A 15,213-nucleotide genomic window follows, 5' to 3' on the forward strand; every position below is an offset into this window, starting at 1 on the left:
ATGGCAAACCGCAAGTATTATTCACCATAGCGATAAAGATTTAATCTGCGGTTCGTACCCCTATATCGGAAATAAATTCAGCAGCATACGAAAGCACATCTTCCGCCTTTTCCTGCCAGGGATTATGGCCGCAATCGTCCAAAATCAGTTTTTCGAAAGGTCCTGAAACAGCGGCTTCAATGGCATCAATTTGGGCAAGTGTGCCATAAGAGTCCTCCCGCCCCTGAATAGCAAGGAGCGGCATATTGACCGACGGCAGGAAGCTTTCAATATTCCAGTTTTTGAATGCCGGATCGAGCCAGGCGTCATTCCATCCCCGAAAAGCACATTCTGTATTTATTCCATGGAATTTTTCTAACTTTTCTTTCAAATCCCGCTGTTCATAAGCCTGCTTCGCTGTCTTAATGCCATCGACAGAGATGTCTTCGCAAAAGACATGCGGCGCCATCACAATGACGGCTTCGGGTTTGGCAACATCGGACAGGCCCGCATATATCAGGGAAATAGATGCCCCATCGGAATGGCCGACAAGAAGAGGTCTTTTTATGTTGAAATGCTCAAGGATCACGGGAAGCATATCACTTGCTTCCCGCTCCATATAGTCAAGAGGTCTTGGCAGATCGCACGCATCAGACCCGCCGTATCCCAACCGGCTGTATATCAGTCCGGTGCAATTTGTGAGTTCACACAGGCGGTCCGGGAAGTCGCGCCAAAGCGCCGTGCAGCCGAGACCCTCATGCAAGAACACTAGAACCGGTCGCTGCGAATCCAGCGCGCCAATCGTTCGATATTCGATGCGCTTACCGGCGATTGTCGCGAGTTTTAAATCCGTCGCCGACGTCACGACTTCCGGATCATATTGACTATGCCGGAAAAGTCAGCCGTTTTCCCCTCACCCGAGACATAACTCTCATAGAGATCCATCGCCGCCTTGCCAAGCTCGGTTGAAGCCCCAAATCCCTCCGCCGCTTCCTGACTGAGATGGAGGTCCTTCAGCATATTCTCTGCCGAAAACCCGGGCTTGTAGCCATTATTCGCCGGGCTAGTCGGTACCGGCCCCGGGACAGGACAGTATGTCGTAAGCGACCAGCACTGGCCCGATGCCGTTGAGACAATATCAAACATAGTCTGATGCTCCAGCCCGAGCTTTTCTGCGAGCACGAATGCCTCACAAACGCCGACCATTGAAATTCCGAGGATCATGTTGTTGCAGATCTTCGCCGCCTGCCCGTTCCCCGGCCCGCCGGTATGCACGATATTTGCGCCCATAGCCTCAAGGATGGGCTTTGCCGCTTCAAACGCGCCTTTGCTGCCACCGACCATAAAGGTCAGTGTTCCTGCGGCTGCGCCACCAACACCGCCGCTCACCGGGGCATCAACCATCATCATGCCGCCTGCTGACGCTTCTTTCTCAACGTCCCGGGCGGTTGCCACGTCGATAGTGGAACAATCAATAAAAAGAGTTCCCGGGTCCGCCGCAACGAGCAGCCCATCCGCCCCTAGATAAACCGCCCGGACGTGATCGCCCTTCGGCAGCATGCTGACAACAATGCCAACTCCACTAGCAGCGGCAGAGGCACTGTCCGAAGCTTCCGCGCCTTCCTTAACGCAGGCGGCAACGGCATCCGCAGACAAATCAAAAACTTTTACCGAGTGTCCGGCTTTCAGGAGGTTAAGGGCCATCGGCCCGCCCATGTTACCAACACCCACGAATCCAATTCTGGCCATAATATTTCCCCGTTTTGTTAGCGCGGAGCCCGAAGGCCCCGCGTTTTATTCAGCTTTTATTTATGCGTCGGCATGATGAACTCGGCACCCGCCTTGATGCTATCGGGCCAACGTGAGGTAACCGTCTTCACCTTGGTATAGAACCGCACGCCTTCAGGTCCATGCTGGTTGTGATCACCGAAAGCGGAATTCTTCCAGCCACCAAAACTGTGGAAAGCCAGCGGAACCGGGATCGGCACATTCACGCCAACCATGCCGATTTCAACATTGTTGGAAAAGGCACGGGCGACATCGCCGTTTCGCGTGAAGATCGATGTCCCATTCCCAAACTCATGCTTATCGACCATCTCAATGGCGTCATTGAAAGTGGGCGCGCGCACGACGGACAGGACCGGCCCGAAGATTTCTTCTTTATAAATGCGCATTTCGGTCTGGACATTGTCGAAAAGGCACCCGCCCATATAGAAGCCGTTTTCATACCCTTGAAGCGAGAGATCCCGGCCATCAACGACCAGATCAGCACCTTCTTCAATCCCGAGATCGACATAGCCTTTGACTTTTTCAAGATGCTCTTTCGTGACCAAAGGACCCATGTCCCCGTCAGCCGCACTCGGCCCGACTTTCAGACCGCGCACCTTCGGTGCCAACTTCTCGATCAACTCATCACCGGCATCGCCAACGGCAACAGCAACGGAGATTGCCATGCAGCGCTCCCCGGCGGAGCCATAACCCGCACCGATCAGCGCATCCACGGCCTTGTCCATATCCGCATCCGGCATCACCAGCATATGGTTCTTGGCACCGCCCATGGCCTGTACACGTTTTCCAGCCGCGGCGGCACGGGAGTAGACATATTTCGCGATCGGTGTGGAGCCCACGAAGCTTATCGCCTTCACCCGAGGATCATCAAGAAGGGTATCCACTGCAAGCTTGTCGCCGTTGACAACATTCAGCACACCTTTGGGTGCGCCGGCCTCAAGCATCAGCTCCCCAAGCCGCATCGGCAGAGACGGGTCTTTTTCCGACGGTTTCAGAATAAATGTATTTCCGCAGGCAATGGCGACGGCAAACATCCACATCGGCACCATGGCCGGGAAGTTAAACGGCGTGATGCCGGCAACGACACCCAGCGGCTTACGCATGGAATACATATCAATGCCGGACGAGACATTGTCGGAGAACTCGCCTTTCAGAAGGTGCGGAATACCACAGGCAAATTCAACAACCTCAAGGCCGCGAATAATCGAGCCCTTGGCGTCGGAATGGACCTTGCCATGCTCACTCGCGAGCAATGCGGCCAATTCTTCAATATTGTCTTCGACCAGCTGTTTGAATTTGAACATGACCCGCGCGCGGGTAATCGGTGACGTGTCCGCCCAGCCAGGAAAAGCCGCTAGGCTGTTTGCAATCGTATCGCCAATTTCAGCTTCCGTCGCGAGGTGAACATCTGCCATATGTTCACCAGTGCTTGGATTGTAAACCGGGCTGAACCGTCCGGACGTCCCGGCCACATACTGACCGCCGATATAATGCTTCAACTGTTCTGTCATCCTATTTTCTCCCAATGAGCGCTTATTTCACGCCACTTTACATAGGTAAAATTGCAAAGTAATTAGATAAGAACGCACATTCCCTGTGTAAAATTACACATGAGGTATTTCTTATTTTTGACTGGAACGACATTCGTTTCTTTCTGGAGCTTAGCCGTAAAGGCCGCCTGACGGAAGTGGCTAAAGCACTCAAGGTAGATCATACCACTGTGGGTCGCCGGGTTCTCGCCTTGGAAGAAAAGCTGGACGCCAAATTGTTCGAGGCGACATCACGCGGATTTGTCCTGACCCAAGCGGGAGAGAGACTACTCCCGTTGGCGGAACAGATGGAGACTGCCTCCGCCTCTGTGCAGGATACGGTCGGGGGCGAAAACCAGACCCTGACAGGGACAGTGCGCCTCGGCGTGCCGGAAGGATTTGGTAGCCAGTTTCTGTCGCAAGAGCTCGCCGCATTTCAGAAACGGCACCCAGAAATAGAGCTTGAATTCGTCGCTAATGATCGTTTTGTCAGCCTTTCAAAGCGGGAGGCGGACCTTTCCATCACCCTCGGCCGCCCGAAATCCGGTCGTCTTATTTCCAGGAAGCTGACGGATTACCGGCTCCGGCTCTATGCCACAAAGAGCTACCTTGAAAATCATTGGCCAATCAATACGCGGGAAGATTTGCGCCATCACAACTTCATTTCTTATATCGAGGAACTGGTGCCGGACCCGCAACTTCTCTACTTGAGTGAGGTTATCGGAAACCCAAATGTCAGCCTTAAAAGCTCAAGCATTGTTTTTCAGTTTCAGGCAACCCTTGCCGGTGCCGGGATCAGTATCCTGCATTGCTTCGCCGTCGATGAATATCCTGAGCTCATTCCCATACTCCCTGATGAGATAAGCATCGAACGAAGTTACTGGCTGAATACTCCCGAGGATATTCATGACCTTGCCCGCATCAAAGCCGTCAGCGATTTCCTGAGTGATGTTGTCGAGCAGCGCCGGGAAAAACTGATGGGCGAGAGCTAATCAACATATTTCTTCCCATCAGCGCCGCGTTGTATCATGCTACTGATAGTTCGATCCGGAGCGAAGCAATAACCAGAATATAAATCTATCCTTCTGGCCGTAGTCAACGCACATAACAAAGGCCAGTCTCATTTCCACATTACCCGTCAATCGAACGAGAGAATATCTCCTGCTTATCCTCCTCGCGAGCCTTTGGGGATCCTCCTATCTGCTTATCCGCATCGGCGTCGAGACAATTCCGCCAGCCTCTCTCGTAGCGCTTCGGGTATCAGTCGCGGCACTTGTCCTGCTGGTCGTTATCTGGCGACAGGGATATCGGCTGCCTAAAGATATGCCGACATGGCGGAATTTTGCGATCCAGTCTTTCTTCAACAGCTTCGGTGCCTGGACGCTTCTCGCCTGGGGCCAACAATATGTCGAGAGCGGACTAGCCTCAGTGCTGAATTCGACATCACCGATTTTCGTCTTTCTGCTGACCTGGATCATCACGCGGCATGAGACAGTAACGGCACGAAAGATTGCAGGCGCCTTTATCGGGCTTGCGGGCGTGATCCTGATCATCGGCGTCGATGCCCTGCAAAGCCTCGGGCAGCAGGTTATCGCCCAACTCGCGATCCTCGCAAGCGCCATGCTGTATGGCTATGCGGCGATCAATGGTCGGAAGTTCGCCGCCCTTCCGCCGACCGTTACGGCGGCGGGCGTCATGATCTCGGCATCGCTGGTCCTTATTCCGGCGAGCTTGATCATTGATCAACCCTGGACACTTTCTCCCTCCATTGAATCCCTCACCGCTGTTGTCATCCTCGGCACCTTCGGAACGGCGCTTGCTTTGCTCCTTTATTTCCGGCTGATCAATACCTTGGGGTCTCTTGGCACTGCGAGCCAAAGCTACTTGCGAATGGGTATTGGGGTGATGCTGGGCATCGTCATCCTGGGAGAGCAGTTTTCCCTGATCGTCGGATTGGGATTGGCAACGGCCATCCTCGGCGTCGCCCTTATCAACATACCATCCAAATCACGCTAGGTGGGAGAGTGGGACAATCGGCGTTCTGCTTCTGCGAGATCTTCCGGACGATTGATATTGAAGAACGGATCGCCTTCATCCTCGCCCCAGATAACTTCACTTCGCGGATAGCGGTCCGCAAACACAAGAATTTTACGGAGGTCTTCCTCAACCAGCGCAGACCTCAGATCGACGGCAAGGGCGAGGGGCCAGAGCGCGACAACAGGATGCACCCTCCCGACCGAATTCGCCATAACAATTTTATTGGTAGTACTCCTGATTTCAGATGCCAGGCGCTCGACAAGGTCTGCGGGAATAAAGGGTGCATCTGTTGGCACACTTAGCATGTGAGTTGAGTCAACGTTCTTCTTATTAAAATATTCAATACCGGTTAATACCCCCGCGAGAGGCCCCGCAAATCCGGACACACTGTCCTTTATGACGGGAATATCCGACGGAATATCCTCCCCTGCTTCCATATTCATATTCAGCACAAACTCACTGACCTGCGGACGGAGGGTGTCGATACTATGCAGGAGCAGTGTCTTGCCGCCCAGCCTTTCAAGAAACTTTGCCCCGCCGCCCATCCGCCGCGACCGCCCGCCCGCCAACAAGAGGCAGGGAAATTTCTGCGCGCGCCCCGTCATCGTGCGGCCTTTCGTTGGTGCTTGCTGGATTCTTCCGGTACGGTTGCTGGGTCTATGTCGAAAACCAACCGGTCTGCGCCCGACAGGCAAACGAACCGCTTGCCCTTTGCCCGTCCGATCAGGGTCAGGTTGGCTTGACGGGCAAGGTCGACGCCCCAGGCCGTAAAGCCCGACCGGGAAATGACAATCGGAATTTGCATCTGGACCGTTTTGATCACCATCTCGGACGTCAGCCGCCCCGTCGTATAGAAAATCTTGGCCTTGGGAGAGATGCCCTGCCGCCACATATATCCAGCGATCTTATCGATGGCATTATGCCGCCCCACATCCTCCATATAGATCAGCGGGCGGTCCTCTTCGCAGAGGACACAGCCGTGAATGGCGCCGGTTTCCAGATAGAGGGAGGGTTGCTGATTTATCTTGCGGGATAAAGAATAGATCCAGGAGGTTTTGAGCATAACCTCCGGATCAAGGATGATATCCTCAAACTTCTCCATGACATCACCAAAAACGGTGCCTTGCGCGCAGCCGGAAGTTTGGGTTTTCTTCTTTAACTTTTCTTCGAAGTCCGTCTCCCGGTCGGTGCGGACCACGACAACGCCAAGGTCATCGTCATAGTCAATGCCCGTTACCTCATCATCCGCCTGCAACATGTTCTGGTTCAGTAAATATCCAAGGGCGAGATAGTCCGGATAGTCACCAATGGTCATCATCGTGACGATCTCCTGACCATTCAGAAACAGCGTAAGCGGCTTCTCAACGACGACAGGCAGGTGAACCGCCGCGCCATTCTGGTCGACACCTTGCAAATTTTCGCTCAAGCCCGGAGCATCAGGGTCCGGAGTGACCGTGAATTCCTTCATCCCGCGACGTTACCCTTACATTTCTTTGTAAATAAATTCGTGTTAAATTAGCAGTTTGGCAGGCAGTAATCGACCTGTTATTTCCGATTGCCGGAGCTTTCCGGTGGTGGATTGGAGATATATTTCATGACGGCAGTATATTTGTCTGATGTTGACAAGGGCCGCGACAACAATCTGAACCTGATCAGAATGCTCGCTGCCGTCGGTGTACTGGTATCACACGCCTGGCCCATTTCAACGGGCAATATCGCCGAGCAGCCCCTCGCCGATGTTTTGCATGGGATTGACCTTGGAATTATCTGTGTTTCGATATTTTTCGCGATCTCTGGATATCTCATTGCACAGAGCTATGACCGTGATCCGAATCTTAAGCGGTTCTGGCTTTCGCGTGTGATGCGTATTTTTCCGGGGCTGCTTGTTGTTCTGCTCATCACGGCGTTGATATTGGCCCCGCTGATTACCGTCGCGAATGTTCAGGCGGTATGGCTGGCGGCACCGGAATATATCTTGCGCAATTTTACACTATTCTCGCTTGAACAGTATTTGCCGGGCGTGTTTAAAGGAAACCCCGTCGGCGGCTCAATCAACATTCCTCTCTGGACGTTGAGCCATGAACTGATTTGTTATTTCTTTGTGACGTTATTGGGAATAGCAGGGCTGCTAAAGTCCCCACGCCTGATGCTTCTGGCTTGGATTGCCTTTATTGCATCCTATGCCGCCATCATATTCTTCGAGCCGCAATCCCGCCTTGTTGCCCTTGCCAAGCTGGCATTTCCCTTCATGGTCGGTGTTATCCTTTTTGTGTGGCGCCAGAAAATTATTTTAAACTGGGGAATTGGCGGAGCGCTTATCATCCTGACGGCGCTCCTATACGACAGTGTGGTTTTCAGGGAAGTTTTCATGTTATCCCTTTCCTACATCATTTTTCTGCTGGCCTTTTTGCCGGTCGGAAAAATAAGGGGCTATAATCGCTTCGGGGATTACTCCTACGGCATCTATATATACGCCTTTCCCATTCAGCAACTCGTTGCCTATGCCGGCGTTACTAATCCGTTTCTCAATATCCTCTACGCACTTCCACTGGCCCTTATTTGCGCCATTGTTTCCTGGATGATCGTTGAAAAACCCTCTCTTGGCCTCGCCAGAAGATTCAAATTGCGGAGTCGCAGCCCCATTGCGACAAAATAGGTCTCCGCCCCCGTTTCAGGAGTGACATCGCCATTTTTATCGATATGGTGTTGCCTGAAATCGATCCCATCACGTCATCAGGAAGAAGTCATGACACTTGACCGCCCGGCCCTCGTCCTGGCCATCACCAAAATCGCTCGGGAAGCAGGCGATAAGATCCTGACCATCTATGAGCAGGATTTTGACGTGAAGACAAAATCCGACGCATCGCCTGTAACAGAGGCCGATGTAGAGGCGGAAAAAATTATCCTCAAGGGGCTAACGGCACTGACACCCGATATCCCCATTCTCGCAGAAGAGAGCGAGGCGGCGGGCAAGGTCCCGGACCTGTCAGGCGGCATCTTCTGGCTAGTCGACCCCCTTGATGGGACAAAGGAATTCATCCACAAACGCGGCGAGTTCACCGTCAACATCGCGCTTGTTGAACAGGGCCGCCCAACCATGGGCGTCATCCATATACCCGCGAAGAACAAAACCTATTTTGCCGAAGGCCCTGGTAAGGTTTGGCGTCAGGACGAGGAGAATGAACCGGAGGCCATTGCCGCACGCCCGGCCCCGTCGGACGGCCTCACTATTGTTGCAAGTCGATCTCACCGAACACCGGAGACCGATGAATATATCGCAAAATTCAAGGTGGCGGAGCTTATCTCGGCGGGCTCTTCCCTGAAGCTCTGTCTTCTGGCAGAAGGGAGAGCCGATCTTTATCCCCGGTTTGGCCGGACCATGGAATGGGATATCGGCGCGGGTCAGGCCATACTGGAGGCGGCGGGCGGCACCGTAGAGACACTTGATGGCGCCCCCCTCACCTATGGAAAGGACGGCCATGACAACCCATTTTTTGTTGCCAAAGGCCGCCCCTAATTCACTCAAGCTCAGGCGTTGACGTCTATAACGACACGCCCCTGAATTTGGCCTTTAAGAATATCATTCGCGAGAGTCGGCAGGTTGCTCATCGGTTCAAGACGAGTTATATCCGCAAAGAGCGACTTATCAAGATCCGTTGCCAGCCGTGACCAAGCCTCGATACGTTTTTCCCGTGGAGCCATAACGCTATCGACACCGAGCAGGGAAACTCCCCGCAGGATGAAGGGAAGAACCGATGTCGGTAGATCATTGCCCCCTGCGAGGCCGCAAGCCGCAACCGCACCGCCATAGTTGGTCTGGGCAATCACCGATGCCAGAATATTACTGCCGACGCAATCGACGGCACCCGCCCAGCGTTCCTTATCGAAAGGGCGCCCCTTGCCCATCGTTTCTTCCCGGCTGATAACTTCCTTGGCGCCAAGTTTTTTCAAATATTCATGGGTTTCTTCTCGGCCGCTCGATGCAATAACCTGATACCCCAGCTTGGCAAGGATCGCAATCGCGACAGAGCCCACACCGCCTGCGGCACCCGTCACCAGAATATCGCCCTTGTCCGGTGTCACGCCAGCCTTTTCCAGCGCCAGCACGCAAAGCATCGACGTATAGCCCGCTGTACCGATGGCCATGGCGTCTTGCATGGAAAAAGCGTCCGGCAGCTTGATCAGCCACTCGGATTTGAGCTTCTGCTTCTGGCTATACCCACCCCAGTAAAGCTCTGACAGGCCATAACCATTGACGATGACCTTGTCACCCGGCTTGAAATCCGCAGACTTGCTTTCCAGCACCGTGCCCGCAAGATCAATGCCGCCAACCATCGGCAAGCGGCGCGCAATTCCCTTACCCGAAACAGCGAGGCCATCTTTATAGTTCAGCGTTGAGTAGGAAATTTCGACAAGAACGTCCTCATCGGGAAGGTCCCCAACGGTCAAATCCTTAAAAACTGCCTGCTGTTTTCCATCCTGATCTTCTATGACCAGAGCCCTGAATGTGTCGCTCATTTCGATATCCCTTTAATTATATTTTACCTCTTATAGCCCTTACACCACCGGGAATAAAAGCCAAAATTACATAAGCAATTGATTATTAATGTATTTCTTCTAATATTGATATTACAGGCAGAGAGGCTCCCCTGATTTTTAGTAAAATGGAGTAACAACATGTCAGAGATGGAGAAAATTTTACAAGGCTACGTCTTAACAACCGCAGAGATTTTATATCACCTTCCCGACTATCCGGAATTTCTGCAGACTTATATCTGGCAGGAATATGACCTGTCCCCGAAATACCCGACTTTGAAAAAGTTTCTGGATTTTTGGGAAGCCGAACTGGACGGGCCACTGCATTCCGTTCGCATTGCTTCGAAAAAGCTGATCAGCCCGAGCGAGTTACGGTATAGTAGCGCCGAGTATCTGGTGAACTAGCGCCTCCTTCGGGACGCATCAGAATTTGCCTATTCCGGTGGCGCGAACTTCGCGAAAACTTCGGCGCCGGTCATCATCGCCGTCTTGTTGGCGAAAGAGTAGCAGTCAGGCTTTTCATCGATAAAGATCTAGTGATTCATGACAAAATTGCCATCGTCCTCAAACAGTCCAAGTGGCATGATATACTGCCCATTGCCTTTGAGCCGATAATAAAGATGCGTGCCACAACTCCTGCAGAATCCGCGCTCGGCCCAATCTGACGAATTAAAAACCGAGATATTTTCATCACCTTCGAACGCAACCTCCGATCCACAATCAATCGCCAGGAACGGCCCGCCACCCCATTTCCGGCACATGCGGCAGTGACAGGCTCCTACGTTGTTGTCGGACGCTGTCGCGTTGATTTTCACTTCCCCGCAGAGACAGCTTCCTTTTCTTTCGATTCCGATCATGATCAGCGACTCCTACTCATTGTTTCATTTTACAACCATATTTGGCTGCAAGTATTCCCTCAAGATGAAAGGATGCAAGAGATTCAAGTTCGTTTATTGGGTTAGGCTTAGCCACGAAATCTCCATGTCAGTGTCTCGCCCGCGAGAAAAGGAACCACCGCCCCATTCGGCGTTTCAACCCGCTCGATAGCCGTTGTCTCCACCGGCTCCAGCGTAACCTCGCCATCGTTCAGAGGCAGGCCATAAAATTTTGGACCATTCTCCGAGGCAAAGGCTTCCAGCTGGTTGAGGGCGCCTTCCTCTTCAAAAACGGTTGCATAGCTCTCCAGCGCGTAGGGGGCATTGAACAAACCTGCACAGCCACAGGCCGTTTCCTTATCCTGCACTGCGTGAGGGGCGCTGTCGGTTCCGAGGAAGAATTTTGGCGAGCCCGACGTCGCCGCCTTCCGAAGCGCGAGACGGTGTTCTTCGCGCTTCGCGATTGGCAGGCAGTAATAATGCGGCCGAATCCCACCTTTAAAAATCGCATTCCGGTTAAAGGTGAGATGATGCGGTGTAATAGTCGCGGCGATATTAGCAGTGCCTTCCGAGACAAATGCTGCGGCATCGGCTGTGGTAATATGTTCAAACACCACTTTCAACTCGGGAAAATCCGTGAGGATATTGATCATCACGCGCTCAATAAAGACCGCCTCCCGATCGAAAATATCAATGTCGCCATCGGTTACTTCCCCATGCACCAGAAGTGGCATCCCGATCCGCTGCATCACTTCCAGTACCGGATATATAATTCGAATATCCGTCACCCCGTGGCTGGAATTCGTGGTCGCATTCGCAGGATATAACTTTGCCGCCGTAAAAATGCCGGCTTCATGCCCGCGCCGCACTTCGTCAGGGTCAATGCTGTCGGTGAGGTAACATGTCATGAGCGGTGTGAATTCCATCCCCCCTGGCAGAGCGGCAAGAATTCGTGCCCGATAGCTTTTCGCTGCGGCCACCGTTGTCACAGGCGGCACGAGGTTGGGCATAATGATGGCCCGTGCAAACTGCCGCGCGGTATATTCCGCAACCGTGTTGAGCATGTCCCCGTCCCGCAAATGAACATGCCAGTCATCGGGCCTTCGAATGGTTATCACTGTTCGATTGCTCGCCTGGAAGGAAGTCTTCGGTCCGCTGTCGGCCTGGCTCATATCGGGATTCCACAAGTAAAGTCAAAATTGCGGTTTCTTCATAATACGCATACCCTCTCTTGCCAAGAGCGCGTTCCTGTCATACCTGTAAGAGGCATTCGGGATTTGACCCGAATTTGGAAAGAAACGCATGGCAAATTTGACAGTCGCACAATTGGAAAGCCGCACTGTCCTTGTCCTGACAGGCAAGGATGTCTGGGACTTTCTACAGAACCTCATCACAAATGACATGAAGGGGGTGAGCGGCGCATCAGGGATTTATGCGGCGCTTCTGACGGCGCAAGGCAAGTTCCTCCATGACTTTTTTGTTCTGAAGTCCGGGGACAGCTATCTCGTTGATTGTACGGCGGATCGGAAGAATGATCTTATCCGCCGCCTGACTCTCTATAAGCTTCGGGCCGATGTCTCCATCACCGAGAGCGATCAGAGCATTTTTGCCCTGTTTGGAGAAGATGCTCATGCCGCCGCCAACCTCCCGGAGAAAATAGGCGTGGTGGAAGAGCGCGGGGCACTCTATTTGGCCGATCCACGTAATCTGGCGCTTGGCGTGCGCGTATATGCTGGCACAGATTTCGATCCCGCAACTCAATTCCCCGCAGCGACTCTTGCAGCGGAAGAAGCATATGAAACGCATCGGCTACGCCTCGGTATTCCGGAAGCCGCGCGCGATATTCTTCCGGAAAAGAATTTCCTGCTGGAGGCAAATTTCGAAGAACTCAACGGTGTCAGCTTCACCAAGGGTTGCTATGTCGGACAGGAACTAACGGCCCGCACCAAACATCGAGCGAAAATCAAGAAGCGCCTGTTTCGAATTGAATATGACGGGGAGCTTCATGAGGGCGACAAGATTACCCATCAAGCCCGCGAGATCGCCGAAATACGCTCTTTCTCCGACGGGCAAGGCATCGCGCTCGTCCGCCTTGAAAGCCTCTCCACGCCTCCCGATGAACTGGAACCCGCCGGGGTTAAACTTATCCAACCTGATTACGTAGATATCCCGGCTTTGGAGAATCAATAACGCCAATTTCACCTTGCCTTGGCAAGATATTTCCCGTAAATAATAAGAACAAATCATGAACATTAGGACGGGAGGGATGAAATGTTGGATCACATATCTATCGGCATTACAAATCGGGAGAAATCGAAAGCCTTTTATGATGCGGTGCTATCCACCATCGGCCTCAAGAAAGTCGCGGATTATGGCGAAACCATCGCCTATGGACCATCGCGCAGAGATCCGTTTTTCTGGCTGGTTGAGCATGAAAATATCGGCGAAGCACGGGGCTTTCACTTTGCCTTTCGCGCGCCGGACCGGGCCTCCATACACGCCTTTCATGAAACTGCCCTCGTCCATGGTGGAACGGATAACGGCGGGCCCGGAAAACGGGAGTATGAAGAAAATTACTATGCGGCATTTGTCCTTGATCCCGACGGCAATAAGATCGAAGCTGTCTGCTTCAAGCCGGAGTAGGAAAGAGATTATATGATTCGCGTGACCGCTCGTGACTGGTATCGGGTTCAGAAGGCCGGGGATGATGTCACTCTGATCGACGAGCCCTATATCAAGCCCTTTTACCGCTGCAACATCTGGCATATCCGCGGACGGGACCATGATGCGTTGATCGATAGCGGAATGGGCGTGGTAAGCTTGCGCGCGCATATTCCGCTGGTTACCGAAAAACCATTGACGGCCATTGCAAGCCATAGCCATTTCGATCACGTCGGCTGCCATCATGAATTTGAGACAAGGGCGGCCCATCGGAAAGAGGCCGATATCCTCGCGCATCCGACGCGGGCCAATACGCTGGCGGAGGAATATGCGACGGACGATATCTTTGACAGACTTCCGCCGGCGCCATATCGGTCTGACCTCTATTCAGTGAAATCAGCGCCGGTGACAAAGTTTTTGGAAGACGGGGATATTGTCGACTTGGGTGACCGATGGTTTGAGGTGCTGCATCTTTCCGGCCATTCCCCCGGCGGGCTCGCACTTTTTGAAAGGGCGAGCGGCATCCTTTTTTCCGGCGATACTATTTATGACGGCCCTCTGGTGGAAAATGTATATCATTCCAATGCGGAGGATTATTACAGCTCCATGCTCCGGCTGAGAACTCTTTCGCCTCGCGTCGTACATGGCGGCCATTTTGGCAGCTTCGATGGCGCGCAGTATAAAACCCTGATAGAAAACTGGCTGAAAACACATGATTAGGAGGAAGCGGATAGATGGCTGAAGGCTGCACCTGGTACGGGGATGACCCCTTTTACAAGGCCTATCATGATGAAGAATGGGGCGTACCTGTGTATGACGGCCGCGCACTCTATGAGAAACTTATTCTCGACGGGTTTCAGGCCGGACTTTCCTGGATCACGATTTTACGAAAGCGGGAGAATTTTATTGCTGCCTTCGATAACTTCAACCCTGAAATCATTGCGCGTTATGACGATACCAAGGTGGAAGCCCTGATGCAGGATAGCAGCATCATCCGCAACCGCGCTAAAATCCTTGGGACCATCAAAGGGGCGCAGCTTTTTCTGGAAATTGAGGAAAAAGAGGACGGCGGCTTCTCAAACTTGCTCTGGAATTACCTTGATGGAACGCCATTGCAAAACAGCTGGCAGTCAATGAGTGACGTGCCAGCGGAAACCGATCTCAGCCAAGCCATTTCAAAAGATCTGAAAAAACGCGGATTTAAATTCGTCGGCCCGACCATCGTCTATGCCTTTATGCAAGCGGTCGGCATGATCAATGACCATGTGGTGAGCTGTCCGCGCCATGAAGAGGTCAAGAGGCTTGCATGAGGCAAGAGATTCTGGAAGAAGCAGCGTGTTTTTGTGAGAAAAATGGGAATTTGCACAGGAGAAACCGACTACTGCGTCTCCGCGATGAGCTTCTCTTTTGCAGCACACAAAGTTTGACAGAATAGGAGAGAACACTGGAACCCCGTCTCAAGGCTGAACTCTGGATCAAAGCCCATATCCGCAAATGCGCCACGCTTAACGTACCCGTCATGGTAACCCGGCGCGGCGATGAGACGGCGGGCTCTGTTCTGCTTAAAATAAACCGCTTGGGACCGGGCTGCATGGTTCTCTCCCCTACCACGAATTTCGAGGACGGCGCGCGTATGTGGTTAAAAGGGACGGGCTCGGACTGGGTTGAGGAAACGGATGCCGACGCCTATATTGAAAGACGGATAAAGAATGATCCCGATCTATGGGTGCTGGAAATCGAGGATCGGGAAGGTCGCGCATTTCTGAATGAAAAAATTGAATAAGTTCGTGCTTGCCGCAAGGTAATCT

17 protein-coding genes and 1 pseudogene are annotated in these 15,213 nt (G+C 52.7%); 10 read left to right on the top strand and 8 right to left on the bottom strand.

The genetic code is table 11. The features are described 5' to 3' along the window. Positions 1-40 precede the first annotated feature (40 nt). The 3 genes from P1U71_RS01650 to P1U71_RS01660 are packed head-to-tail and all read right to left on the bottom strand — an operon-like array spanning position 41 to position 3,278. Positions 41-844, bottom strand: a complete 804-nt coding sequence (locus tag P1U71_RS01650; protein ID WP_301103802.1) for an alpha/beta hydrolase — start codon at positions 842-844, stop codon at positions 41-43. Further along, a complete protein-coding gene (gene mmsB, locus P1U71_RS01655; protein ID WP_301103803.1) occupies positions 841-1,728 on the bottom strand; it encodes a 3-hydroxyisobutyrate dehydrogenase in 888 nt (295 codons plus the stop codon). The genes P1U71_RS01650 and mmsB overlap by 4 nt, the downstream gene beginning before the upstream one ends. A gap of 56 nt (positions 1,729-1,784) precedes the next feature. Beyond that, positions 1,785-3,278, bottom strand: coding sequence for a CoA-acylating methylmalonate-semialdehyde dehydrogenase (locus P1U71_RS01660; protein ID WP_301103804.1), 1,494 nt, complete (start codon positions 3,276-3,278; stop codon positions 1,785-1,787). Between the two features lie 131 nt (positions 3,279-3,409). Between P1U71_RS01660 and P1U71_RS01665 the strand changes: the two genes are divergently transcribed. After that, positions 3,410-4,288 carry a LysR family transcriptional regulator gene (locus tag P1U71_RS01665; protein WP_301103836.1) on the top strand — a complete coding sequence of 293 codons (879 nt, stop codon included), beginning with the start codon at positions 3,410-3,412 and terminating at the stop codon, positions 4,286-4,288. 175 nt (positions 4,289-4,463) lie between these two features. Next, the gene (locus tag P1U71_RS01670) at positions 4,464-5,312 is read left to right on the top strand and encodes an EamA family transporter (protein ID WP_301103837.1); all 849 of its coding nucleotides are present in this window, start codon (positions 4,464-4,466) and stop codon (positions 5,310-5,312) included. Here the strand turns inward: P1U71_RS01670 and mobA are convergent. Further along, positions 5,309-5,938, bottom strand: a complete 630-nt coding sequence (gene mobA, locus P1U71_RS01675; RefSeq protein WP_301103805.1) for a molybdenum cofactor guanylyltransferase MobA — start codon at positions 5,936-5,938, stop codon at positions 5,309-5,311. The two genes, P1U71_RS01670 and mobA, sit on opposite strands and share 4 nt — an antisense overlap. Beyond that, positions 5,935-6,801 carry a formate dehydrogenase accessory sulfurtransferase FdhD gene (fdhD, locus tag P1U71_RS01680; protein ID WP_301103806.1) on the bottom strand — a complete coding sequence of 289 codons (867 nt, stop codon included), beginning with the start codon at positions 6,799-6,801 and terminating at the stop codon, positions 5,935-5,937. Before fdhD ends, mobA begins: the two co-directional genes overlap by 4 nt. A gap of 126 nt (positions 6,802-6,927) precedes the next feature. Here fdhD and P1U71_RS01685 point away from each other — a divergent pair, with 126 nt between their 5' ends. Both P1U71_RS01685 and cysQ read left to right on the top strand, forming a co-directional pair. Next, on the top strand, positions 6,928-7,989 hold the full coding sequence (locus P1U71_RS01685) for an acyltransferase (protein ID WP_301103807.1): 1,062 nt from the start codon (positions 6,928-6,930) through the stop codon (positions 7,987-7,989). A gap of 90 nt (positions 7,990-8,079) precedes the next feature. Further along, on the top strand, positions 8,080-8,850 hold the full coding sequence (cysQ, locus tag P1U71_RS01690; RefSeq protein WP_301103808.1) for a 3'(2'),5'-bisphosphate nucleotidase CysQ: 771 nt from the start codon (positions 8,080-8,082) through the stop codon (positions 8,848-8,850). Positions 8,851-8,861: 11 nt separating this feature from the next. Here the strand turns inward: cysQ and P1U71_RS01695 are convergent, their stop codons facing one another. Beyond that, positions 8,862-9,851, bottom strand: a complete 990-nt coding sequence (locus tag P1U71_RS01695) for an MDR family oxidoreductase (protein ID WP_301103809.1) — start codon at positions 9,849-9,851, stop codon at positions 8,862-8,864. A 159-nt stretch (positions 9,852-10,010) separates the two neighbouring features. On the opposite strand from P1U71_RS01695, the gene P1U71_RS01700 reads away from it, so the two are divergent. Beyond that, the gene (locus tag P1U71_RS01700) at positions 10,011-10,274 is read left to right on the top strand and encodes an aspartate-semialdehyde dehydrogenase (protein ID WP_301103810.1); all 264 of its coding nucleotides are present in this window, start codon (positions 10,011-10,013) and stop codon (positions 10,272-10,274) included. A gap of 29 nt (positions 10,275-10,303) precedes the next feature. Here the strand turns inward: P1U71_RS01700 and P1U71_RS01705 are convergent. Then, positions 10,304-10,726: pseudogene (locus tag P1U71_RS01705) on the bottom strand (GFA family protein). Between the two features lie 107 nt (positions 10,727-10,833). Next, positions 10,834-11,916 carry a dihydroorotase gene (pyrC, locus tag P1U71_RS01710; RefSeq protein ID WP_301103812.1) on the bottom strand — a complete coding sequence of 361 codons (1,083 nt, stop codon included), beginning with the start codon at positions 11,914-11,916 and terminating at the stop codon, positions 10,834-10,836. Positions 11,917-12,046: 130 nt separating this feature from the next. On the opposite strand from pyrC, the gene P1U71_RS01715 reads away from it, so the two are divergent. From P1U71_RS01715 to P1U71_RS01735, 5 genes are all read left to right on the top strand, one after another. Beyond that, complete coding sequence (locus tag P1U71_RS01715; protein WP_301103813.1) at positions 12,047-12,934, top strand: hypothetical protein; 888 nt, start codon at positions 12,047-12,049, stop codon at positions 12,932-12,934. 81 nt (positions 12,935-13,015) lie between these two features. After that, positions 13,016-13,387, top strand: coding sequence for a VOC family protein (locus P1U71_RS01720; RefSeq protein WP_301103814.1), 372 nt, complete (start codon positions 13,016-13,018; stop codon positions 13,385-13,387). A 12-nt stretch (positions 13,388-13,399) separates the two neighbouring features. Next, complete coding sequence (locus tag P1U71_RS01725; protein ID WP_301103815.1) at positions 13,400-14,125, top strand: MBL fold metallo-hydrolase; 726 nt, start codon at positions 13,400-13,402, stop codon at positions 14,123-14,125. A gap of 14 nt (positions 14,126-14,139) precedes the next feature. Continuing rightward, entirely contained in the window at positions 14,140-14,715 is a 576-nt protein-coding gene (locus tag P1U71_RS01730) for a DNA-3-methyladenine glycosylase I (RefSeq protein ID WP_301103816.1), read from the top strand. A gap of 134 nt (positions 14,716-14,849) precedes the next feature. Next, positions 14,850-15,188: a DUF1491 family protein gene (locus tag P1U71_RS01735; RefSeq protein WP_301103838.1), complete on the top strand. Its 339-nt coding sequence runs from the start codon at positions 14,850-14,852 to the stop codon at positions 15,186-15,188. Positions 15,189-15,213: the final 25 nt, after the last annotated feature.

It is taken from the genome of Sneathiella sp. (assembly GCF_029233945.1).
GTDB lineage: Bacteria > Pseudomonadota > Alphaproteobacteria > Sneathiellales > Sneathiellaceae > Sneathiella.

Excerpts from the sequence above, each read along its gene's own strand:
- P1U71_RS01715 (WP_301103813.1), top strand. The coding sequence starts at position 12,047 with ATGGCAAATTTGACAGTCGCACAATTGGAAAGCCGCACTGTCCTTGTC.
- cysQ (WP_301103808.1), top strand. The coding sequence starts at position 8,080 with ATGACACTTGACCGCCCGGCCCTCGTCCTGGCCATCACCAAAATCGCT.
- pyrC (WP_301103812.1), bottom strand. The coding sequence starts at position 11,916 with ATGAGCCAGGCCGACAGCGGACCGAAGACTTCCTTCCAGGCGAGCAAT.
- fdhD (WP_301103806.1), bottom strand. The coding sequence starts at position 6,801 with ATGAAGGAATTCACGGTCACTCCGGACCCTGATGCTCCGGGCTTGAGC.
- P1U71_RS01695 (WP_301103809.1), bottom strand. The coding sequence starts at position 9,851 with ATGAGCGACACATTCAGGGCTCTGGTCATAGAAGATCAGGATGGAAAA.
- P1U71_RS01660 (WP_301103804.1), bottom strand. The coding sequence starts at position 3,278 with ATGACAGAACAGTTGAAGCATTATATCGGCGGTCAGTATGTGGCCGGG.
- P1U71_RS01685 (WP_301103807.1), top strand. The coding sequence starts at position 6,928 with ATGACGGCAGTATATTTGTCTGATGTTGACAAGGGCCGCGACAACAAT.
- mmsB (WP_301103803.1), bottom strand. The coding sequence starts at position 1,728 with ATGGCCAGAATTGGATTCGTGGGTGTTGGTAACATGGGCGGGCCGATG.
- P1U71_RS01730 (WP_301103816.1), top strand. The coding sequence starts at position 14,140 with ATGGCTGAAGGCTGCACCTGGTACGGGGATGACCCCTTTTACAAGGCC.
- P1U71_RS01700 (WP_301103810.1), top strand. The coding sequence starts at position 10,011 with ATGTCAGAGATGGAGAAAATTTTACAAGGCTACGTCTTAACAACCGCA.
- P1U71_RS01725 (WP_301103815.1), top strand. The coding sequence starts at position 13,400 with ATGATTCGCGTGACCGCTCGTGACTGGTATCGGGTTCAGAAGGCCGGG.
- mobA (WP_301103805.1), bottom strand. The coding sequence starts at position 5,938 with ATGACGGGGCGCGCGCAGAAATTTCCCTGCCTCTTGTTGGCGGGCGGG.
- P1U71_RS01720 (WP_301103814.1), top strand. The coding sequence starts at position 13,016 with ATGTTGGATCACATATCTATCGGCATTACAAATCGGGAGAAATCGAAA.